General features: G+C 71.7%; 22 protein-coding genes and 1 pseudogene. 13 read left to right on the top strand and 10 right to left on the bottom strand.

Going from position 1 to position 21,022, the window contains the following annotated elements; genetic code table 11:
• From ACGFYY_RS18855 to ACGFYY_RS18845, 3 genes are all read left to right on the top strand, one after another.
• Positions 1–120, top strand: a complete 120-nt coding sequence (locus tag ACGFYY_RS18855; protein ID WP_252120216.1) for an SGM_5486 family transporter-associated protein — start codon at positions 1–3, stop codon at positions 118–120.
• 169 nt (positions 121–289) lie between these two features.
• Entirely contained in the window at positions 290–520 is a 231-nt protein-coding gene (locus ACGFYY_RS18850) for a hypothetical protein (protein ID WP_365272419.1), read from the top strand.
• 60 nt (positions 521–580) lie between these two features.
• Positions 581–1,102 (top strand): histidine phosphatase family protein, encoded by a 522-nt coding sequence (locus ACGFYY_RS18845; RefSeq protein ID WP_365272416.1) that lies wholly within the window; start codon positions 581–583, stop codon positions 1,100–1,102.
• A gap of 107 nt (positions 1,103–1,209) precedes the next feature.
• Here ACGFYY_RS18845 and serB read toward each other — a convergent pair whose 3' ends face one another.
• Complete coding sequence (gene serB / locus ACGFYY_RS18840; protein ID WP_189735767.1) at positions 1,210–2,409, bottom strand: phosphoserine phosphatase SerB; 1,200 nt, start codon at positions 2,407–2,409, stop codon at positions 1,210–1,212.
• An 84-nt stretch (positions 2,410–2,493) separates the two neighbouring features.
• Complete coding sequence (locus tag ACGFYY_RS18835) at positions 2,494–4,086, bottom strand: streptophobe family protein (RefSeq protein WP_393710668.1); 1,593 nt, start codon at positions 4,084–4,086, stop codon at positions 2,494–2,496.
• Between the two features lie 253 nt (positions 4,087–4,339).
• On the opposite strand from ACGFYY_RS18835, the gene ACGFYY_RS18830 reads away from it, so the two are divergent.
• Complete coding sequence (locus ACGFYY_RS18830) at positions 4,340–6,838, top strand: FHA domain-containing protein (protein WP_393710908.1); 2,499 nt, start codon at positions 4,340–4,342, stop codon at positions 6,836–6,838.
• A gap of 114 nt (positions 6,839–6,952) precedes the next feature.
• On the opposite strand, the gene ACGFYY_RS18825 is transcribed toward ACGFYY_RS18830, so the two are convergent.
• From ACGFYY_RS18825 to ACGFYY_RS18815, 3 genes are all read right to left on the bottom strand, one after another.
• Positions 6,953–7,633 carry a transglycosylase SLT domain-containing protein gene (locus ACGFYY_RS18825; protein WP_365272410.1) on the bottom strand — a complete coding sequence of 227 codons (681 nt, stop codon included), beginning with the start codon at positions 7,631–7,633 and terminating at the stop codon, positions 6,953–6,955.
• A gap of 282 nt (positions 7,634–7,915) precedes the next feature.
• Entirely contained in the window at positions 7,916–9,040 is a 1,125-nt protein-coding gene (locus ACGFYY_RS18820; RefSeq protein WP_393710666.1) for an S-adenosylmethionine:tRNA ribosyltransferase-isomerase, read from the bottom strand.
• A 59-nt stretch (positions 9,041–9,099) separates the two neighbouring features.
• Complete coding sequence (locus tag ACGFYY_RS18815) at positions 9,100–9,891, bottom strand: SDR family NAD(P)-dependent oxidoreductase (RefSeq protein WP_393710664.1); 792 nt, start codon at positions 9,889–9,891, stop codon at positions 9,100–9,102.
• Between the two features lie 157 nt (positions 9,892–10,048).
• On the opposite strand from ACGFYY_RS18815, the gene ACGFYY_RS18810 reads away from it, so the two are divergent.
• From ACGFYY_RS18810 to ACGFYY_RS18795, 4 genes are all read left to right on the top strand, one after another.
• On the top strand, positions 10,049–11,212 hold the full coding sequence (locus tag ACGFYY_RS18810) for a GAF domain-containing sensor histidine kinase (RefSeq protein WP_365272405.1): 1,164 nt from the start codon (positions 10,049–10,051) through the stop codon (positions 11,210–11,212).
• The gene (locus tag ACGFYY_RS18805) at positions 11,205–11,867 is read left to right on the top strand and encodes a response regulator transcription factor (RefSeq protein WP_365272402.1); all 663 of its coding nucleotides are present in this window, start codon (positions 11,205–11,207) and stop codon (positions 11,865–11,867) included. The genes ACGFYY_RS18810 and ACGFYY_RS18805 overlap by 8 nt, the downstream gene beginning before the upstream one ends.
• Positions 11,868–12,016: 149 nt before the next feature.
• Positions 12,017–12,262, top strand: a complete 246-nt coding sequence (locus tag ACGFYY_RS18800) for a chaplin (RefSeq protein WP_109782337.1) — start codon at positions 12,017–12,019, stop codon at positions 12,260–12,262.
• Between the two features lie 167 nt (positions 12,263–12,429).
• On the top strand, positions 12,430–13,446 hold the full coding sequence (locus tag ACGFYY_RS18795; protein ID WP_393710661.1) for a beta-propeller fold lactonase family protein: 1,017 nt from the start codon (positions 12,430–12,432) through the stop codon (positions 13,444–13,446).
• A gap of 241 nt (positions 13,447–13,687) precedes the next feature.
• Here the strand turns inward: ACGFYY_RS18795 and ACGFYY_RS18790 are convergent, their stop codons facing one another.
• A complete protein-coding gene (locus tag ACGFYY_RS18790) occupies positions 13,688–14,470 on the bottom strand; it encodes a hypothetical protein (RefSeq protein WP_393710659.1) in 783 nt (260 codons plus the stop codon).
• Between the two features lie 136 nt (positions 14,471–14,606).
• On the opposite strand from ACGFYY_RS18790, the gene ACGFYY_RS18785 reads away from it, so the two are divergent.
• From ACGFYY_RS18785 to ACGFYY_RS18770, 4 genes are all read left to right on the top strand, one after another.
• A complete protein-coding gene (locus ACGFYY_RS18785; protein WP_030720092.1) occupies positions 14,607–15,401 on the top strand; it encodes an ABC transporter ATP-binding protein in 795 nt (264 codons plus the stop codon).
• 60 nt (positions 15,402–15,461) lie between these two features.
• Positions 15,462–15,890 (top strand): NfeD family protein, encoded by a 429-nt coding sequence (locus tag ACGFYY_RS18780; RefSeq protein WP_365272393.1) that lies wholly within the window; start codon positions 15,462–15,464, stop codon positions 15,888–15,890.
• Positions 15,891–15,974: 84 nt separating this feature from the next.
• Positions 15,975–16,961, top strand: a complete 987-nt coding sequence (locus ACGFYY_RS18775; RefSeq protein ID WP_033220549.1) for an SPFH domain-containing protein — start codon at positions 15,975–15,977, stop codon at positions 16,959–16,961.
• An 89-nt stretch (positions 16,962–17,050) separates the two neighbouring features.
• The gene (locus tag ACGFYY_RS18770) at positions 17,051–17,821 is read left to right on the top strand and encodes a sulfite exporter TauE/SafE family protein (RefSeq protein ID WP_393710656.1); all 771 of its coding nucleotides are present in this window, start codon (positions 17,051–17,053) and stop codon (positions 17,819–17,821) included.
• A 58-nt stretch (positions 17,822–17,879) separates the two neighbouring features.
• Here the strand turns inward: ACGFYY_RS18770 and ACGFYY_RS18765 are convergent, their stop codons facing one another.
• The 3 genes from ACGFYY_RS18765 to ACGFYY_RS18755 form a co-directional block, all read right to left on the bottom strand.
• Positions 17,880–18,383, bottom strand: coding sequence for an HNH endonuclease (locus tag ACGFYY_RS18765; RefSeq protein ID WP_030773127.1), 504 nt, complete (start codon positions 18,381–18,383; stop codon positions 17,880–17,882).
• Positions 18,384–18,532: 149 nt separating this feature from the next.
• The gene (locus ACGFYY_RS18760) at positions 18,533–19,069 is read right to left on the bottom strand and encodes a YbhB/YbcL family Raf kinase inhibitor-like protein (RefSeq protein ID WP_393710653.1); all 537 of its coding nucleotides are present in this window, start codon (positions 19,067–19,069) and stop codon (positions 18,533–18,535) included.
• 61 nt (positions 19,070–19,130) lie between these two features.
• The gene (locus ACGFYY_RS18755) at positions 19,131–19,913 is read right to left on the bottom strand and encodes a sporulation protein (protein WP_365272384.1); all 783 of its coding nucleotides are present in this window, start codon (positions 19,911–19,913) and stop codon (positions 19,131–19,133) included.
• Positions 19,914–20,021: 108 nt separating this feature from the next.
• Here ACGFYY_RS18755 and ACGFYY_RS18750 point away from each other — a divergent pair.
• Positions 20,022–20,662, top strand: a pseudogene (locus ACGFYY_RS18750) (DNA-3-methyladenine glycosylase).
• Positions 20,663–20,833: 171 nt separating this feature from the next.
• Here the strand turns inward: ACGFYY_RS18750 and ACGFYY_RS18745 are convergent.
• On the bottom strand, positions 20,834–21,022 hold a 189-nt coding region (locus ACGFYY_RS18745; protein ID WP_393710651.1), incomplete at its 5' end, for a hypothetical protein.

Here is a 21,022-nt window from a genome sequence, read left to right as displayed (position 1 = left end):
ATGTCGCCCGTACTTGAACCGAACCCGCAGAACGGCCGCAAGAAGCTCGGCCTCGTCCTCGGCGCGTTCCTCGCCGTGACCGTGATCATCTCCGTCATCGCCACGATCGCCTCCCCCTGAGCGCGGCGTCCCCGCGCGGGCGGACTCCAGGGAGAGGGGGGCTAACCCCACCACCCCTAGGGGGTCAGGCTCAGGGTGAAGTGGGGTGTGCCCCGGATGGGAACCACTGCCCCGGATCCATAGATTCGTAGGCAGCGAGTCAGTCCGGTCCACACCCACGGAGGCGGCCATGTCGGCCCCCACGCACATCAGGCCCCTCCCACCGGGTCCGTCCGGCCCCCGGGCCCGCTCCACCACCGCCGTCGGCACCCGGCTGCACTGGTGGGCCCTGGCCCTGCCCGCCCTGGCCTTCGGGCTCCTGCTGCTGCTCCTCGCCGGATCCGGTGAGGCCCACGCGGCCACCGGCGAGGCCTCGGGACTGGTCCAGGTCGCCGAGCAACTCCTGCGCGCCGTCGGCTGACCTCCCGCGCTCCCTCAACACCCTCGGCCCCATGGCTCGTTTCATGCGAAGCTGGGAATCATGAGCGCCGACACTCCCCGCAGGATCGCCCTCCTCCGGCACGCCAAGGCCGACTGGCCCGAGGTGTCCGACCACGATCGCCCGCTCGCGGAACGAGGCCGCAAGGACGCGCCGGCCGTCGGTCTGAAGCTCGCCGAAACCGGCATCGTCTTCGACCTGGCCCTGTGCTCCACCGCCGCCCGCACCCGCGAGACCTGGAAGCTCGCCGTCCAGGAGATGCCGCACCGGCCGAAGACCCACTACGAGGAGAGGCTCTACGACGCCTCGCTGGGCGAGCTCATCGCCCTGCTCAACGAGACCTCCGACGAGGTCTCCGACCTCCTCGTCATCGGGCACAACCCCGGCATGCACGCCCTCGCCGACGCCCTCTCGGGGCGCGCGGAGGGCGACACCCTGACGCGTATGAGCCGTACGGGCTTCCCGACCGCGGCCCTCGCGGTGGTCTCCTTCACCGGATCGTGGAAGTCCGTGGAGCACGGAGTGGGCACCCTGCTCGACTACTGGACCCCCAAGGGCCTCTGACCGGTCGCCCCGGCACACCGCCCCACCCCTCACATCGGCGAGCCCCCGAACCACGACGGGCCCCGGCGGCCGCATCGGCTGCCGGGGCCCGTTCGCGCTCGTCGGGGTCAGGCCAGGTCCGCGGCCTCGATCTCCTCGCGGGTGATCCCCAGCAGGTACAGCACCGCGTCCAGGAAGGGCACGTTCACCGCGGTGTGCGCGGCCTCGCGGACCACCGGCTTGGCGTTGAAGGCCACGCCCAGCCCGGCCGCGTTCAGCATGTCCAGGTCGTTGGCACCGTCGCCGATCGCCACCGTCTGGGACAGCGGTACGTCGGCCTCCGCCGCGAAGCGGCGCAGCAGCCGGGCCTTGCCGGCCCGGTCCACGATCTCGCCGGTGACCTTGCCCGTCAGCTTCCCGTCGACGATCTCCAAGGTGTTGGCGGAGGCGAAGTCCAGCCCCAGCCGCTCCCGCAGATCGTCCGTCACCTGCGTGAAACCGCCGGAGACCACACCCACCTGGTAGCCGAGCCGCTTGAGCGTACGGATCAGGGTCCGCGCGCCCGGGGTCAGCTGCACCTCGGCGCGGACCTTGTCCACGACCGACGCGTCCAGGCCCGCCAGCAGCGCCACCCGGGCGTGCAGCGACTGCTCGAAGTCCAGCTCACCGCGCATGGCCCGCTCGGTGACCTCGGCGACCTCGGCCTCGCACCCGGCGTGCGCGGCGAACAGCTCGATCACCTCGTCCTGGATGAGGGTCGAGTCCACGTCCATGACGACCAGGCGCTGCGCCCGGCGGTGCAGTCCGGCCGAGATCACGGCCACGTCCACGCCGATGTGCGCGGAGGCGGTGGCCAGCGCGGTACGCAGCGGCTCGGTCTCGACACCGGAGACGGCGAACTCCACCGCGGTCACCGGGTACTTGGCGAGGCGGAAGATACGGTCGATGTTGCCGCCGGTCTCGGTGATCCGGGCGGCGATGGCGGCCGTGGACTCGGCGGTGAGCGGGTGCCCGAGCACGGTGACGTGCGAGCGGCCGCTGCCACGCGGCCGGTTGTCACCGGTACCGGAGAGGATCTCGGCCTGCATCTTGAGGGACTCGGCCCAGCTGTGGACGGTGGCCCGCAGGTCGCCCTCGGCTCCGCCGGCGGGCTTGGTGACGAGGGCGCACAGGACGATGCGGCCACGGGTGACGACCTGCTCGATGTCGACGACGTCGACGGAGTAGGCGGCGAGGGTGTCGAACAGCCCGGCGGTGATCCCGGGACGGTCCTTGCCGAAGATCTTGACGAGGAGGGTGGGGACGTCGGAGGTCTGCGATGCGCTCATGGTGCCCTCACCGTATCTTCCCGGCCCGGCCCCCAGGACCCCCGTCCCACGTCTTGAACGGTCGCGCTGATCGGGGGAACCGCCTCACCGCGGTGGCGTCGGCGGATTCCTCGGCGGGTTCACAGGCTTCGGCGGAGGCGGCGGACCGGCCGGTGGGGGAGGCGGAGCGAAAGGTTCCCGGTGGGGCGGCCCCGGCGACCTGGGCGGCCCGACCGGCCGGGGTGACCTGGGCGACCACGGTGGGACGCCGGTCACGGTCACGTCCCAGGAGCCGTCCGCCTCCCCGCCACCCGCCGGCCGCGCACCACGCGGGAGCCCGCCGTACGGGGTCGTGGGCGTCCCCGGTTCGGGCCACCCGGGGGAGGGCCCCGGCGCGCCGACCGGCCCGGGGAGGGCCGCCCGCCCCCGCGGAACCAGGGCCGCACCCGCCGCACCGGCCACCGCCCCCCAGAGCGCGCCCAGCAGCAGCGCGTACGGGACGTCTCCCCGCAGCTCCACCCCCGCGTCCACGGCCTCCCCACCCGGCACCGCGAGCGAGGCTCCCGCCGAGAACCCCGTCAGCCACACCAGCACCGCCAAGGCCACCCCGGTGGCGGCCGACAGCCGCGCCGCGCACCCCAGGACCCCGCGCCCCGGTGTCCGTACGGCCGCCAGCACGCCCGCGTGGAGCAGCAGCAGGGCCGCCCCCGCGACCAGCAGCCAGACCCGCTCGTCGTACTCCGCCAGGCGGGCCACCGTCACCGGCTCCCGCGCGGGCACCGCCACCAACTCGCCCAACGGATCGGGCAGCAGCCGGGCCGGAGCCCCCGTGACCCGGCCGCGCACCGGCACGAACAGCCCCAGCAGCACCCCCAGCCAGCTCCCGTTCGGCGCCCCCAGCAGCGCACCGCCCAGCACCCGACGGGGGTGGTCGTCGCCCAGCGCCGCCCACACCGCCGCGGCCCAACCCGCCGCCACCGCGACCAGCAGCATCGACACCACCGCGGAGACCACCGGGCGCAGCCGGGCCACCGCGGCAGGCCCGCGCCGCGAGACCAGCAGCGCGAGCGCCAGTACGGCGAGCACCCAGAGCCCCGCACCCAGCAGGGTCGGCCCGAGCGCCACCGCGAACCCCACCCGGGTCCGGGTCCCGATCAGATCCCCTACGCGGTCCGGGAGCAGCCCGCCGATGTCACCGATCCCCGGGATCTCGACCCGCGCGGGGGTCTCCGGCAGCGGCAGCGTCCCGTCGAACGTGACCGCGTCGTGCCCGACCCACGCCAGTCCGCCCGCCGTCGCGACGAACAGCGCCGCGAGGACGGCCACCCTGGCCGCCGTCTCCCCATGTCCCGCCCCGGCCCGCAGCGAACGCAGGAACATCGTCGCCAGGACCAGCGCCCCGGCCGACGAGACCCCCAAGGGCATCACGTCCAGGGAGGTTTCGGCGCCCGCACCGGTGATTCCCAGGACCGAGACGTCACCGGAGGGGGTCACGGTTCCACCGATGGCGAGGACCACCGCGGCCGCCGTCATCGCGCCGAGCGAGGCTTCCGTCGCACCGGCGTCGACCCCGGCGGCCGCGGCGTCGGTGCCCAGCAGGTGCAGCCCGAGTCCGGCCACCCCCGCCATCACGATCAGGGACCAGCCCACGGTGGCGACGGCGGACAGCAGCACGTCTCCCCAACGGATGCGGCGCATACGGTGAACCCCCGATGCCTACCGAGCGGTACGCGACGGGACCACCGGGCGAGAAGTCCCGTATCTCACTCTCCGGGTGACTTTCGACCCCGTCAACGGGCAGTCGTAGACGCCCCGGCAAGGCCCGGATTCCACATACGGCTGTAGGCCTGAAATAGTTCCCCCGGATGTTCGCCATCCCTAGACTCCCTGACGTCATGGGGGATTCTCGGGGGACTTAAGTGGGGCTGGAGTGCCGGAACTCGTACTGGAATTGAATGGAAGGACCTGGACGCTCGATCCGTCCAGGTCGTACTCGCTGGGGCGTGACCCCCAGGGAGACGTGGTGATCGACGATGCCCGGGTGTCGTGGCGGCATGCCACCATCGCCTGGAACGGCCGGGGTTGGGGCATCGAGGACCACGGCAGCACCAACGGCACCTACGTGCACGGGGCCAGGGTCCAGCAGACCGAGCTCGTGCCCGGCACGCCGGTCCACCTGGGCAACGCGACGGACGGCCCGCGGCTGAATCTGAGCACCGCCGGCGCCGCCGCGCCGCAGCCGGCCGTGGCGCAGCAGGCCCCGGCCCAGGCGTACGCCCAGCCGCAGGCCCCGGCCTACCAGGCCCCGCAGCAGCAGCCCCAGCAGCAGGCCTGGGAACAGCAGCAGCAGCCCGCGCAGCAGCAGGTCCACCTCCCGCACCAGCAGGGCGCCGCCGCTCCCCACCTGGCGCAGGGCGGGGCCCCGGCCTACGGGGACCGCAGCCCGACGACGTTCCACCAGCTCTCGCTGGGCCACGTCATGCGGATCGGTCGTGCGCTGGAGAACGAGCTGGTGGTCTCCGACCTCCAGGTCTCGCGCCACCACGCCGAGTTCCGCTCGATGCCCGGCGGCCGCTTCGAGATCCACGACCTCGGCAGCCACAACGGCACCTACGTCAACGGTCAGCCGCTGGCGAAGTCCGGCACCGCGCTGCTCGGCCCGAACGACATCGTCGGCGTCGGTCACTCGACGTTCCGGATCGTCGGCGACCGCCTCGAGGAGTTCGTCGACACCGGCGAGGTCTCCTTCTCGGCCCGCCACCTCACGGTCACCGTCGACGGCGGCAAGCAGATCCTGAAGGACGTCACCTTCGGCGTCCCGGAGAAGTCGCTGATCGGCGTCATCGGACCCTCCGGCTCCGGTAAGTCCACCCTGCTCAAGGCGCTGACCGGCTACCGGCCCGCCGACCAGGGCGACGTCCTCTACGACAACCGCAACCTGTACAAGCAGTTCGCGGAGCTCCGCCAGCGCATCGGCCTGGTCCCGCAGGACGACATCCTGCACAAGGAACTGCGCGTCCGTACGGCCCTCAAGTACGCGGCCAAGCTCCGCTTCCCCGGCGACACCGCCGAGTCCGAGCGCGCCGCCCGTATCGACGAGGTGCTGCGCGAGCTCAAGCTCGACATCCACAAGGACAAGAAGATCACCGCGCTCTCGGGTGGTCAGCGCAAGCGCGTGTCCGTCGCGCTGGAGCTGCTGACCAAGCCGTCGCTGATCTTCCTGGACGAGCCGACCTCGGGTCTCGACCCGGGCATGGACCGCGACGTCATGCAGCTGCTGCGTGGCCTCGCCGACGACGGCCGCACGGTCCTCGTCGTCACCCACTCCGTCGCCGAGCTGGCCATCTGCGACAAGCTGCTGGTCATGGCCCCGGGCGGGTCGGTCGCGTACTTCGGCCCGCCGGACGAGGCGCTGAACTTCTTCGGCTACACCACGTGGGCGGACGTGTTCTCGGCCTTCGAGAACTACCGCGACTACGACTGGGCCGGCCGCTGGAAGGGCTCCCAGCACTACCAGCTCTACGCCGCCGACATCGACGCGGTCGCCCCGCAGTCCGTCGCGATGCCGCCGGTCCAGCACATGCGCCCGACCAAGCCGCAGGGCTGGGGCTCGCAGCTGTGGACGCTGATGCGCCGCTACGTCTCGGTGATCGCGTCGGACGTGGGCTTCCTGGCCCTGATGGTGCTCCTGCCCGCCGTCCTGGGCGTGGTCTCCACGGTGATCCCCGCGAAGTTCGGCCTCGCGCCGCCCGTCGCGCCGTCCCGCTTCAACGGCGACGCCGGCACGATCATGCTGATCCTCGCGGTCGGCATGTGCTTCTCGGGTGCCGCCAACTCGGTCCGAGAGCTGATCAAGGAACGGGTCATCTACGAGCGAGAACGCGCGACGGGTCTCTACCGGTCCGCGTACCTCATGTCGAAGGTGATCGTCCTCGGTGTCATCACGGCCATCCAGGGCGTGATCATCTGCGCGATCGGCTTCTTCCCGCGCGACCTGCCCGCCGAAGGCCTGATCATGCCGCCGGCCGTCGAGATCTGCCTGTCGGTCATCGCACTCGGCTTCACCTCGATGATGTTCGGCCTGGTGATCTCCTCGCTGGTGAAGACCGCCGAGAAGACCATGCCGCTGCTGGTCATGTTCGCGATCGTCCAGGTCGTCTTCACCGGCATCCTCTTCCAGGTGTACGACTCCCCGGGCCTGGAGCAGTTCGCCTGGCTGATGCCGTCCCGCTGGGCCATCGCCGCCGCCGGCACCACGCTGAACCTCGGCAAGCTCATGCCGCCGTGGGACGCGGAGAACCCGACCAACACGGACCCGCTCTGGGACGCGACGATCGGGCAGTGGAGCCTGAACATCACCATCCTGCTGCTCATCGGCGTCGCCTGCGGCTTCGCGGTGCAGCGCCTGCTGCGCCGCCACGAGCCCGAGGTCATGCGCGCGGGCAAGTAGCACCCCGGGCGCGCGGACGCACGACCGTTCCGCACGCACGACAAACGCCTCAGGGCGGCATCCGGAGGTCCGGGTGCCGCCCTGAGGCGCATGGGGGTTTGGGTGCGTCAGGGCCTAGTAGGCGCTGTTGACGTTGTCCATGGAGCCGTAGCGGTCGGCCGCGTAGTTGCAGGCGGCGACGATGTTGGCGACCGGGTCGTACTGGTCGAACTTGGTGCCCTTGACGTGGTACGCCTTGAAGGTCGGGTAGATGACCTGGAGCAGACCCTTGCTGGGGATGCCGTTCTGGGCGTTGATGTCCCAGTTGTTGATCGCCATCGGGTTACCGCTGGACTCGCGCATGATGTTCTTGTGGATCCCGGCGTAGGTGCCCGGAATGCCCTCCTTCTTCATGATGAAGAGGGCTTCCTTGATCCAGCCGTCCAGGTTGTTCGCGAAGACCGGGGTGCGGGCGGCGGAGCGGCTGGCGGCAGCCTTCTGCTCGCGGGCCTTCTTCGCGGCGGCCTCGGCCTTGGCCTTGGCGTCGGCGTCGGCCTTGATCTTGGCCGCGGCCTTGGCGTTCGCCGTGGAGATGACCTGCTGTGCGGAGAGGTGGCCCTGCAGCGTCTTCGTCTGCGCGCCGTTGACGGCCTGGGTCCAGGCGACGGGGGCGGCGTTGACCGTCTGGGCCTCGGCGGCGTCGGCCGGAGCGAGGGAGAAGGCGACGGCGGCGGCGCTCAGCGTGGCGACACCGGCGATGGACAGCTTGTGTGCCTTCGTCAGACGACTGTGACCGGGGGTGCGGGAAGCAGACATGGCGGGGCAACCTCTTCGAATAGCGGGAGTCGCAGGAAGGCGCTTTGTGGATCCGGGGATCCGCGGTGCTGTGCGACGGGAGCAATTCTTAGCGGCGGCAAAATCCTGTGGCAAAGGTGTGACGTACGATCCCGCTTAGTGGATCACGCGCGGGCGCCGAGGCCCGATTTCGGGCCTCGGCGCTAGGTGGGGCAGCACTGACAGGGTCTTTATCCCTCCACTAGGCGGCTTCGTAAGTGATGTGGGTCCTATGTGCGGGGTCACATCGGACATGTGGTGGTTTTACCGTGCGTTGCTGCCGCAATGCATATGGTCACGGTTCTCATCCTTGAGTAGCAGATGCACGTCCCCGAACTCGTGCCAAAGGCAGAGTCGGGCCCGTGCCTCGGCATACCCGAGCTGTACCGCGGCCCGCCCCGCGACCGCCTCCAGCATCAGCAGATGGGACGCCTCGGGCTCGTGCAGCCCGGTCAGCAGCCCGTCCACCACCCGTACCCCGCGCTCGGGGGTCACCACCAGATCGGTCCAGCCGGCCATCGGGCGCACCCGCCCCCGCGCGTCCGCCGCCGACTCCAGGGCACGTACCGCCGTGGTCCCCACCGCGATGACCCGCCCGCCGGCGGCCCGCGCCGCGTTCACCAGCCCCGCCGTCGTGGCGGACACCTCGTACCGCTCCGGGTACGGCGGCTCGTGCGACTCCTGCGAAGCCACGCCCGTGTGCAGGACCAGCGGGGCGAACTGCACCCCCCGGCTCACCAGCCGCGCCACCAGCTCCGCCGTGAACGGCCGGCCCGCGCTCGGCATCTCCGCAGAGCCCGACCCGTCGGTCGCCGGCACCGCGAACACCGTCTGATAGGCCGAGAGCGGCTGGTCCCGCTCCGTGTACGCGTACCGGATCGGCCGCCCGTACGCCCGCAGCAGTGCCGGCACCCCGTCCGTGGCGGGGGAGGGGCCTGCCGAAGGTCGTGCCGAGGGGGGCGCCGAGGGTCGCGCCCACCACAGCCGGTCCGCGCCCGCCACCAAGGGCTCCTCCAGGGTCAGGCGGTACCCGCCCGGCAGCTCCAGCACCGCCCCCGGCGGCCCCCCGGCGCGCTGCCGGGTCGTCCCGTCGCCGGCCGGGTCGCGCAGCTCCACCGCCCAGCGGCCTCCCCCGGACTTCGTCCGTGGGTGCCCCCTGTCGCCGCGGGTCGAGAAGTGCACCACCAGGTCCTCGCCGCCCAGCCGGGCGTCCACGGCGGCCGCCAGCGTGGCCGAGGTGTTCACCACCAGGACGTCCCCGGCCCGCAGCAGCCCCGGCAGCTCCCGGAAGGCGTGCAGCGACACCTGCTCGCGGCCCTGGGACACCAGGAGCCGTACGGCGTCCCGCCCCAGCCCCGCCCCCCGCTGCTCGGCCGGAATTCGAGCCATCAATTGCGGCGGTATGTCCGTTATATATAGGGCCTCCTCCCGCAGGGCCCGCCGGCCGCTCACCGTCCGGCCCCCGCGCCCGCCTCGAGGCCCGCCCCCGCGCCCGCCTCCGAAGCCGTTTCCGCGGCCGCCCCCGGACCCGGCCCCGGACCCGCCTCCGCCGCCAACTCCAGCGCCGTGTAGCGCCCGCTCGGCAGCTCCCGCTCCACCAGCCGCAGCAGCGCCGGAGCCACCTCCTCCGGCGTCGGCAGGCCCGTCAGGTCCTCGCCCGGCTCGGCCGCGGCCATCATCCGCGTCCGCATCGACCCCGGATCGGCCCACCACACCCGCAGCCCCGGCTCCTCCACCGCCAGCACGGCCGACATCAGGTCCCCCGCCGCCTTGGTCGCCCCGTACGCCCCCCACGTCGCGTACGCCACCACCGCCGCGTCCGAGCTGATGTTCAACACCGCCCCGGCCCGCGCCGCCCGCAACAGCGGCAGCCCCTCCTGGACCAGCCCCAGCGCCCCCACCACATTGACCTCGAAAGCCTCCCGCAGCCCCTCCAGCGCATGCTCGGCCAGCGGCACCAGCGGCTCGGCCCCGAGCACCCCCGCGTTGTTCACCAGCAGGTCCAGCCCGCCCAGCTCCCGCGCCGCCGCCACCAGCGCCGTCCGGTGAGCCGCCGAGGACACGTCCCCGGCCACCGCCACCACCCGGCCCCCGGCCGACCGCGCCACCCCGGCCGCGGTCTCCTCCAGCGCCGCCGCACCCCGTGCGCTCAGCACCAGGTCCCAGCCCCGCGCCGCCAGCTCCCCGGCCAGTGCCCGGCCGAGCCCCCTGGACGCCCCCGTCACGATCGCCACCGACATGACAACACCCTCGCCTTCCGTTCCGATCAGCAGATGCCCCCAACCTAGGAACGGCCCACCCCCCACCGCGTCGGCCACGAGCCCCACCCCCGTAGGTCCCTTGGACCTACGTCCACGGCCCGATCCCGCAGGTCACGGCCCCGGGTACGGTGAGCCCATGACCGGTAGCCCCCCGCACGGCGGGCCCCCCAGCGGCCTGGCCGCCGTGAGCACCGCGCTGCTCGCCATGAGCCGCCGCCTGGAGGTCCGCGACGTCCTGCGCACGATCGTCGTCTCGGCCCGCGAACTCCTGGACGCCGAGTACGCGGCCCTGGGCGTCCCGGACGACCACGGCGGCTTCGCCCAGTTCGTCGTCGACGGCATCAGCCCCGAGCAGTGGCGCCGCATCGGCCCCCTGCCCCGCCAGCACGGCATCCTGGCCGCGATGCTCCACGAGGGCGGCCCCGAGCGACTGGCCGACGTACGCCAGGACCCGCGCTTCGAGGGCTGGCCGGCCGCCCACCCGGAGATGTCCGACTTCCTCGGCATGCCCGTGCGCGACGGCGAGGAGACCCTCGGCGCCCTCTTCCTCGCGAACAAGCGCGGCGGGTCCCCGGACGGCCGCCGGGGCTTCACCGACGAGGACCAGGAACTCCTCTCCCTCCTCGCCCAGCACGCGGCCATCGCGCTCACCAACGCCCATCTCTACGAGCGCAGCCGCGAGCTCACCATCGCCGAGGAACGCTCCCGGCTCGCCCACGAGCTGCACGACGCCGTCAGCCAGAAGCTCTTCTCGCTCCGCCTCACCGCCCAGGCCGCCGCCGCCCTCGTCGACCGCGACCCGGCCCGGGCCAAGGACGAACTCCAGCAGGTGGCCGCCCTGGCCGCGGAGGCCGCCGACGAACTGCGCGCCGCCGTGACCGAGCTGCGCCCGGCCGCCCTGGACGAGGACGGGCTGGTCGCCACCCTCCGGACGCACGTCCACGTGCTCGACCGTGCCCACACCGCGCACGTCACCTTCACCTGCGAGGGCGTACGGGCCCTGCCCGCGACCCAGGAGGAGGCGCTGCTCCGTGTCGCCCAGGAGGCCCTGCACAACGCCCTGCGCCATTCCGCCGGCGACCGCGTCGAGGTGACCCTGGCCCGGACGGCCGCCGGGGGAGCGGTCCTCAAGGTCCTCGACAGCGGCAAGGGCTTCGACCCCCAGGCGGTCCGTCGGGCGGGCCGCCATCTGGGCCTGGTCTCCATGCGCGACCGCGCGAGCGGCGTCGGCGGCCGGCTCACCGTGCACTCGGAGCCCGGTCGGGGCACCACGATCGAGATGGAGGTCCCCGGTGGCTGACGGCACCGGCCGCGGCGGCAGCGGCATTCGGGTACTGCTGGTCGACGACCACCAGGTGGTCCGGCGGGGCCTGCGCACCTTCCTGGAGGTCCAGGAGGACATCGAGGTGGTCGGCGAGGCCTCCGACGGCGAGGAGGGCATCGCCCGCGCCGAGGAGCTGGGGCCCGACGTGATCCTGATGGACATCAAGATGCCGGGCACCGACGGCATCGAGGCGCTGCGCCGGCTGCGAGAGCTGGCGAACCCGGCCCGGGTGCTGATCGTCACCAGCTTCACGGAGCAGCGGACCGTGGTCCCCGCCCTGCGGGCGGGCGCGGCCGGCTACGTCTACAAGGACATCGATCCCGACGCGCTGGCCGGGGCCATCCGCTCGGTCCACGCGGGTCACGTGCTCCTCCAGCCGGAGGTGGCCCTGGCGCTCCTCTCCCAGGAGGACCAAGGCGCCCCGGCGGGCCGGCCCGGCTCGCTGACCGACCGCGAACGCGAGGTCCTGGGCCTGATCGCCGACGGGCGCTCCAACCGCGAGATCGCCCGCGCCCTGGTCCTGTCCGAGAAGACGGTCAAGACCCATGTCTCGAACATCCTGATGAAGTTGGACCTTTCCGATCGGACCCAGGCCGCATTGTGGGCGGTCAGGCACGGAATCGCGGACTGATCGGAGAGAAATCGGACCGTCTCGTTCCGGACTGAGATTCATACGGTCGGGTGTATGTAGCCCACATGGCGTATCCCGATGGCGGGCCGGCCGTTCTCCAAGGCGTGCCGCGACGGCTGGTCGCGGCAGACGTACTGGAGGACGAGAACGTGAAGAACTTCAAGAAGGCCGCAGCCGTCACCATGATCGCGGGCGGCCTCCTCGCCGCCGGCGCCGGTGTCTCCTCGGCGCACGGCGGTGCGTCGGCGGAGGGCGAGGCCCTGAACTCGCCCGGCGTGGCCTCCGGGAACCAGGTCCAGGTCCCCGTGCACATCCCCGTGAACGTGGTCGGCAACACCGTCAACGTGATCGGCCTGCTGAACCCCGCCTTCGGCAACACCGGCGTCAACGCCTGACCCCCCGCACGGCCTGACCCCGCCCGCGGCGCCGCTTCCTCCCTCTCCCCAGGAAGCGGCGCCGTTGCGGTGTCTCCGCACGTGGTCACGGGGCAGACGGGGGGACGTCGCCCACCCGTGCGCGAGCCTCACCCCGCGGCCCCGCCCGCGGTCCTAGCTTTGCCCGCATGACGAGGAACCGGTACATCGGCCGATGCGCCGCCGTCGCGCTCGCCGCGGCAGTGGGCCTGACGGGACTGCCGGACGCGCCCGGGGCGCAGGCGGCAGCGCCGTCGGCGAGCCCCGCCCACGCCGCCTCCGGCCTCGTCTACGTGGCGAACCTGAACTCCGACACGGTCTCGGTCGTCGACCCCCGCACCGGCACGGTCGTGGGCACCGTTGCCGTGGGGGACGGGCCCGACAGCGTGGCCCTCAGCCCCGACGGCACCCGCCTCTATGTGACCGATTCCGGGGCGGACACCGTGTCCGTGGTCGACACCCGAAGGAGGACGGTCGTCGAAACCGTCGCGGTCGGGGACGAACCGAGCAGGGTGACGGTCTCCCCGGACAACAGGAACGTCTACGTGGCCAACGTCGGGGCGGGCACCGTGTCGGTGATCAGCCCCCGCACCCTGGCCGTCACGGACACCATCGCGGTGGGCGACGCGCCCCTGGGCCTCGCGGTGACACCGGACGCGCGCACGCTGTACGTCGCCTCCGCCGGCTCCGACAGCGTCTCGGTGATCCGCACCGACACCGGCACGGTCGCCGCCGCGATCCCCGTCGGCGGCGGACCCACGGCCCTCGCCCTCACCCCCGACGGTCATCACCTCTACGTGTCCAACCTGACCTCGGACGACGTATCGGTGGTCGACACCCGGGCCCGCAGGGAGACGGACCGCATCCGGGTCGGGGACCAGCCCGCGGGCATCGGAGTCCTGCCGGACGGCTGCCGCGTCTACGTCGCCGACCGTGGGTCGGACGACGTCTCGGTGATGAGCACCCGCAGCCGCACCGTCACGGAAACCGTCGCCGTGGGCAACGGCCCCAACGGCCTCGCCGTCGGCCCGGACGGCGGTAGCGTCCACGTCAGCAACTTCGACTCGGACTCGTTGTCGGTGATCGACACCGGAACGGGCAGGACGTTCACCGTCCCGGTGGGCGACGGCCCGACCGGCGTCACGACACAAGCACCCCCGCACTGACCCGAGACACGCCCACCCAGCCCCAACGGCGCCGAGGCGCGCCCACCCACCCTCTCCGGCGTCGTGGCGCGCCCACCCGCCCTCGTCGGCGTCGTGGCGCGCCGATTCCAGCCTCGCCGGCGTTTGAGGCGCGGGGTGTGGGGCGGAGCCCCACGAAGCCCGGCGCAGCCGGGGCCGCCCGCGCAGCGGCGCCGCACCCACGCCCCGGCCCGGCCCCCCGGCCCGCCCCCGGCCAGGAAGGTCACCCCCGCTCGCGCGCCTCGACGGCCGAGTTGTACGCCGCCACCAGCGCCCGCCGAGCGACCCGCTCGACCGGACGCAGCGCCTCCGCCCGTGCCGCCATCTCCGAGGCGGCCACCGCACCCCCGTGCCCGCTCTCGTACGCCAGCGACACCATCAGGTCCACCCGCTGCGCCAGGGCCAGCACCCGCACGGCCCGCGCCGGGTATCCCGGCGCCAGCGCCTCCCGCCCGGCCTCCGCCCGCGCCCGGTACGCCGACAGCGCCGCGTCGGCCACCGGCCCGGACCCCGCCACGTCCAGCCGGGTCAGCACCACGGTCGCCTCGCGCAGCGCCTCCGCCAGCTCCCGCTCCGCCTCGCCCAGCGAGGGCACGTCGGCCGGCGGGGCCTCCCGTACCGGCAGCACGTGCCAGGTCACCGACACGTGCACGTCCCCGGCCGGCCCGGCCTCGGACACCTCCGGCACCAGACCCAGCGCCGCTCCCACGGCGACGACCGCCTCCTCCGCCTCCAAGGCGCGCGCGTTGAACTCCGGCGGCCCGCTCAGCCCCAGCGGATGCCCCGGCGCGGGCAGCGCCACCCGCAGCCCCACCACCCCCAGCGCGCGCAGCCGACCGAGCGCCAGGGTCAGTCCGACCGGGCCCGTCTCGCCCGGCAGCCCCTCCACCCGGTGCACGGCGTCCTCGCCCACGATCGACAACACGGCCTCGTCGGGCGAGACCAGACCGGCCAGCAATGCGTTCCCCCAGGCGGCCAAGCGCCCTGAACGTGGTTCGAAAAGCATCCCCCCACTTTACGGATCGGCCCCGGCACCGGGCCCCGGACCCGGAGCCCGCTCCGAGTGGCGTAGGTTTTCCCATAGGGGCTGCGTCTACCGGCGCGCACAGCAAACCGTGACTGCAAGGGGTGACAACACGCTCATGAGCGATGTTCTGGAGCTGGTGGACGTATCCGTGGTCCGCGAGGGCCGGGCTCTGGTGGACCAGGTCTCCTGGTCGGTGAAGGAGGGGGAGCGCTGGGTGATCCTCGGCCCCAACGGCGCCGGCAAGACCACTCTGCTGAACCTCGCCTCCAGCTACCTCTTCCCCACCAAGGGCTCCGCCACCATCCTCGGCAGCACCCTCGGCAAGGTCGACGTCTTCGAGCTGCGCCCCCGCATCGGTGTCGCCGGCATCGCGATGGCCGACAAGCTGCCCAAGCGGCAGACCGTCCTGCAGACCGTGCTCACCGCCGCGTACGGCATGACGGCGACCTGGCAGGAGGAGTACGAGGACGTCGACGAGCAGCGCGCCCGCGCCTTCCTCGACCGCCTCGGCATGACCGAGTACCTCGACCGGAAGTTCGGCACCCTCTCCGAGGGCGAGCGCAAGCGCACGCTGATCGCCCGCGCCCTGATGACCGACCCCGAGCTGCTGCTCCTCGACGAGCCCGCCGCCGGTCTGGACCTCGGCGGCCGCGAGGACCTCGTACGCCGTCTCGGCCGGCTGGCCCGCGACCCGCTCGCCCCGTCGATGGTCATGGTCACGCACCACGTCGAGGAGATCGCCCCCGGCTTCACCCACGTCCTGATGATTCGTCAGGGCAAGGTGGTCACCGCGGGCCCGATCGACCTCGAACTGACCTCCCGAAACCTCTCCCTCTGCTTCGGCCTCCCGCTGGTCGTCGAGCGCAACGGAACCGACCGCTGGACCGCCCAGGGCCTTCCCCTCGGCTGAACCCCCTTACGGATTACCGCACTCTGTCCCGACCGCGCCCACCCGACCTACCATGACCATGTGGACATCGACGCGTGGGTGTGGTGGCTCATCGGCGCGGTCGGACTGGGCATCCCCCTCGTCCTGACCGCCATGCCGGAGTTCGGCATGTTCGCCGTGGGCGCGGTCGCGGCCGCCGTCACGGCCGCCCTCGGCGGAGAAGTGGTGGCGCAGGTCCTGGTCTTCGTCGTCGTGTCGGTCGCGCTCATCGCCGTCGTCCGGCCCATCGCCAACCGGCACCGCACCCAGCGCCCCCAACACCGCAGCGGAATCGACGCGTTGCGGGGCAGATCCGCCGTCGTCCTGGAACGGGTCGACGGCAGCGGCGGCCGCATCAAGCTCGCCGGTGAGGTCTGGTCCGCGCGGACCCTCGACGCGGACACCAGCTTCGAACCGGGACAGTCCGTCGACGTGGTGGAGATCGACGGGGCGACCGCCGTCGTGATGTGAGAACCAGCCTGCTCGCGGCCCCCAGGTCTGCGAGACTCCGATCAACGGGGCAGCACAGACAGCCGGAAGGGCACGGGGAACCGCATGCAACCGATCATCATCGTCCTGATCATTCTGGTGGTTCTGGTCTTCATCGCACTGGTCAAGACGATCCAGGTGATCCCGCAGGCCAGCGCCGCCATCGTCGAGCGGTTCGGCCGCTACACCCGCACCCTCAACGCGGGCCTCAACATCGTCGTCCCGTTCATCGACTCGATCCGCAACCGGATCGACCTCCGCGAACAGGTCGTCCCGTTCCCGCCGCAGCCCGTCATCACCCAGGACAACCTGGTCGTCAACATCGACACCGTCATCTACTACCAGGTGACCGACGCACGGGCCGCGACCTACGAGGTGGCCAGCTACATCCAGGCCATCGAGCAGCTCACCGTCACCACGCTCCGCAACATCATCGGCGGCATGGACCTGGAGCGGACCCTCACCTCCCGCGAGGAGATCAACGCGGCCCTGCGCGGCGTCCTCGACGAGGCCACCGGCAAGTGGGGCATCCGCGTCAACCGCGTCGAGCTCAAGGCCATCGAGCCGCCGACCTCCATCCAGGACTCGATGGAGAAGCAGATGCGCGCCGACCGCGACAAGCGCGCCGCGATCCTCCAGGCCGAAGGTGTCCGACAGTCCGAGATCCTGCGCGCCGAGGGTGAGAAGCAGTCCTCCATCCTGCGCGCCGAGGGTGACGCCAAGGCCGCCGCACTGCGCGCCGAGGGTGAGGCCCAGGCCATCCGCACGGTCTTCGAGTCCATCCACGCCGGCGACGCCGACCAGAAGCTCCTCGCCTACCAGTACCTCCAGATGCTCCCGAAGATCGCCGAAGGCGACGCCAACAAGCTCTGGATCGTGCCCAGCGAGATCGGCGACGCCCTCAAGGGCCTCTCCGGCGCCATGGGCAACTTCGGCCCCATGGGCGGCGGTTCGGGCTTCAACCCGCAGAACGCCGGCAAGGACGGCGGCGGCATCCCGGCCGCCCGCGACAAGGACGCCGCGGAACGCCGCGAACAGCCCCCCATCGACTGACCGGCCACCCCATCCTGCATGATCGGTGAGGCCCCTCGACCTTCATGGCGGGGAGGCGACTCACTCATGCAAAGGGGATGGCACCGTCCATGTCCATCTGGGAAACACTCGCTGTCCTCGCCGCCGGCATCGGTGCGGGCACGATCAACACCATCGTCGGCTCCGGCACCCTGATCACCTTCCCGGTGCTGCTCGCCACCGGCCTGCCCCCGGTGACCGCCAACGTGTCCAACACCCTCGGCCTGGTGCCCGGGTCGATCAGCGGGGCCATCGGCTACCGCAAGGAGCTTCAGGGTCAGCGCGCCCGCATCCTGCGGCTCGGCTCGGTCTCCCTCGTCGGCGGACTCGCGGGCGCGATCCTGCTCCTCACCCTGCCGTCCGAGTCCTTCGACACGATCGTGCCCGTCCTGATCGGTCTGGCCCTGGCCCTCGTCGTCCTGCAGCCCCGGCTCGCCGCCGCGCTGCGCCGACGCGAGGAAGCCGCCGGGGGCGACACCGGCCACCCCGACGGGGGGCCCGCCCTGCTCGGCGGCATGCTGCTCTCCAGCGCGTACGGCGGCTACTTCGGAGCCGCCCAGGGCGTGCTCTACCTCGGCCTGATGGGTCTGCTGCTCCGTGAGGACCTGCAACGCGTCAACGCCGTCAAGAACGTCATCGCCGCCCTGGTGAACGGCATCGCGGCCGTCGTCTTCCTCTTCGTCGCCGAGTTCGACTGGACCGCCGTCGTCCTCATCGCCGTCGGCTCGACGATCGGCGGCCAGATCGGCGCCAAGGTCGGCCGCCGCCTCTCGCCGACCGTCCTGCGCGTCGTCATCGTGACGGTCGGCATCATCGCCATCGTCCAGCTGCTCGTCAGCTGAGCGACGTAGAAGCACTACGTCGCTCAGCCCATTCGGCTACATCAACACGGGGATCCGCCTAGGCGGAACGCTCCAGCCACTCCGGGAGCGCCTCCCGCCCGGCCACCCCCAGGGCCAGCAGCATCGCGTCCGCCGGCGACGGCACGAACGGCTTCCGGAGCAGAGGCATCCCCGCCTCCTCCGGAGTCCGCGCCGCCTTGCGGTGGTTGTCCTCGGCGCAGGAAGCCACCGTGTTCAGCCAGGTGTCCCCACCCCCCTGGGCCCGCGGCAGTACGTGGTCCACGGTCGTCGCGCGCTTCCCGCAGTACGCGCAACGGTGCTGGTCCCGGACCAGCACCCCCCTCCGTGACCAGGGAGCATGTCTTCGGAAGGGCACCCGGACGTACCGGCAGAGCCGGATCACCCGGGGCATCGGAAGATCCATGGTGGCCGCGCGCACACGCAGCTCGGGGTGCGACTGTTCGACGACGGCCTTGTCCTGGAGCACCAGAACCACAGCACGATTCAGAGTCACTGTCGACAGCGGCTCGAAGCTCGCATTCAGCACCAGCGTGTCCCGCATCTCGCCCACCTCCCGTGTGCAGGCCCGCGACCACCCTGGCGGCAGGGCCCGGAACCACTCTGGCCGCGCGCGCCACGCGGGACAACGCAATAAAAATGCCCGGTCCTGGCCTTCTTTAGACCAGGACCGGGCAAACGCTCGGGGAACGATCAGCGCGCGGGAGGCGCTTCGTACTCGGCGACGAGCTGCGCACGCCCCAGGGCGTGGAACCGCAGATGGAAGCCGACGACGGCCGGCGACGAGTCCTCGTCGGGGCCGAGGTGCTCCTGGTCCACCGCGTACACGGTGAACACGTAGCGGTGCCGCTCCCCGCGCGGCGGTGCCGCACCGCCGAAGTCCCTCGTCCCGTAGTCGTTCCGCGCGTGCACGGCACCCTCCGGCAGCCCCGCGAAGTCCCCGGTGCCCGCCCCCGTCGGCAGCTCCGTCACCGAGACGGGCAGGTCGAAGAGGACCCAGTGCCAGAACCCGCTGCCCGTGGGCGCGTCCGGGTCGAAGCAGGTCACCGCGAAGCTCTTCGTGCCCTCGGGGAACCCCTCCCACCGCAGCTGCGGCGAGACGTTCTTCCCCGTCAGGACCTGGGCCGCGTGCAGATCGGCTCCGTGGGCGACGTCCTCGCTCGTCACCGCGAAGGACGCGACCTCGGGGTGGAAGTCGTGCGGAAGGGGCGCCTTGTTCTGCTCTGACACTGCTGAACCTCCGGAGAAGCGACACATCGGACCGCGCCCGCGGACGGACGCGGTTCCGAGCCTAGAACCAGTTGCGCTGCGAACCGACGCTCGCGATCCACTGGTTCAGGTATGCCGCCCAGTCCGTCTCCTGGTACGACTGCAGCCCCACCTGGAAGCAGCGGTAGGTGTCGCTGCCCTCGGTGAACAGACCGGGCTTCTTGTCCATCTCCAGCACGACGTCCATCTCCCGGCCGTCGGAGATGAAGGTGAGCTCGACCTGGTTCAGCCCGCGGTACTGCGACGGCGGCAGGAACTCGATCTCCTGGTAGAAGGGCAGCGACTGGCGCGTCCCGCGGATGTGCCCGCGCTCCATGTCCGCGCTGCGGAAGGTGAAGCCGAGCTGCCGGAACGCGTCGAGGATCGCCTGCTGCGCCGGCACCGGGTGCACGTTGATCGGGTCGAGGTCACCCGCGTCCACCGCACGAGCGATCTCCAGCTCGGTGCTGACCCCGATGTTCATCCCGTGCAGGTGCTGACCACCGAAGTGGGTGATCGGCGTCTCCCAGGGGATCTCCAGCCCGAACGGCACCACGTGCAGCGCGCCGGGCTGGACCTTGAAGGCACCACCCAGACGCTGCTTGGTGAAGACGATGTCCTGCTTGTACTCCTGGTCCCCGCCCTCGACCTCGACCCGCGCCTGCAGCCCGACGGACAGCCCCTCGATCTGCTGCTCCACGGATCCACCCTGGATCCGGACCTCGCCCTGGACGATTCCGCCCGGTACGACGTTCGGCTCGGTGATGATCGTGTCGACCGAAGCACCACCGGCGCCCAGGCTCGCGAACAGCTTCTTGAAGCCCATGCTCTAACTCCCCTTGAAGGATCTGGCGACTACGCCGCGACTACCCCGTATCAACGCGGAACCTTAGGCCCCGGTTCCAGGCGGACGGGTTCCACTACGCTCGACCGGATGAGCGCGCGCCCTGACCGTACGCCCCTGCCCAGGTCCTTCTTCGACCGCCCGGTCCTCACCGTGGCCCCGGACCTCCTGGGCCGCACCCTCGTCCGCCGCACCACGGACGGCCCTCTCGAACTGCGCATCACGGAGGTGGAGGCCTACGAGGGGGAGACCGACCCCGGCTCACACGCCTACCGCGGCCGCACCGCCCGCAACGCCTCCATGTTCGGTCCACCCGGACACGCGTACGTCTACTTCATCTACGGCATGTGGTTCAGCCTCAACCTGGTGTGCGGCCCCCGGGTCATGCCAGTGGGGTGCTGCTGCGCGCGGGGGAGGTCACGGTCGGCGCCGACCTGGCCACCAAACGTCGAGTTTCAGCCAGAAGTCCGAGAGAACTGGCCAAGGGTCCGGCCCGCCTGGCCACAGCCCTGGACGTGGACCGCTCCCTCGACGGCACCGACCTCTGCGCGGGACCCGATTCCCCGTTGTCCCTCCTTACGGGTACCCCCACCTCGGCGGACCTGGTGGGCAGCGGCCCGCGCACGGGAGTGGGCGGAGCCGGCGCGGCCCACCCGTACCGCTTCTGGGTCACCCATGACCCGACGGTGAGCCCGTACCGCGCCCACGCGCCACGCCGCCGCTCAACTTGACTCGGCCCTTCCGGACGCCTAACGTAGCCCGAGCCGCTTGAACGGGGCACTGCTGTCAGCAGACCTCCGGAGCGGCCAACCCACTACCTACGACTTACCCCTGGCGGGGTCCTATTCGGCACGCCCGAATTCCTGGCCAGTGGCTCGATTATGAGCCGCAAGGGATAAGCGCTAAAGTGGTGGAACGCCGAAAGGCAAAGACCCCCAACGGTCACCGAATTCAAATCCACCGCCGGAAACGGCGCGGAAATGATCTGGTAGAGTTGGAAACGCAAGAACAGAACGAAAGCCCGGAGGAAAGCCCCAGCGGATGTCGCGGGGGTGAGTACGAAGGAAGCGTCCGTTCCTTGAGAACTCAAC

The sequence above is a fragment of the Streptomyces sp. NPDC048331 genome (assembly GCF_043201215.1).
Taxonomy (GTDB): Bacteria; Actinomycetota; Actinomycetes; order Streptomycetales; family Streptomycetaceae; genus Streptomyces.
The sequence above is the reverse complement of the archived record's forward strand: the minus strand, read 5'-3'. Positions and strand labels throughout refer to the sequence as shown.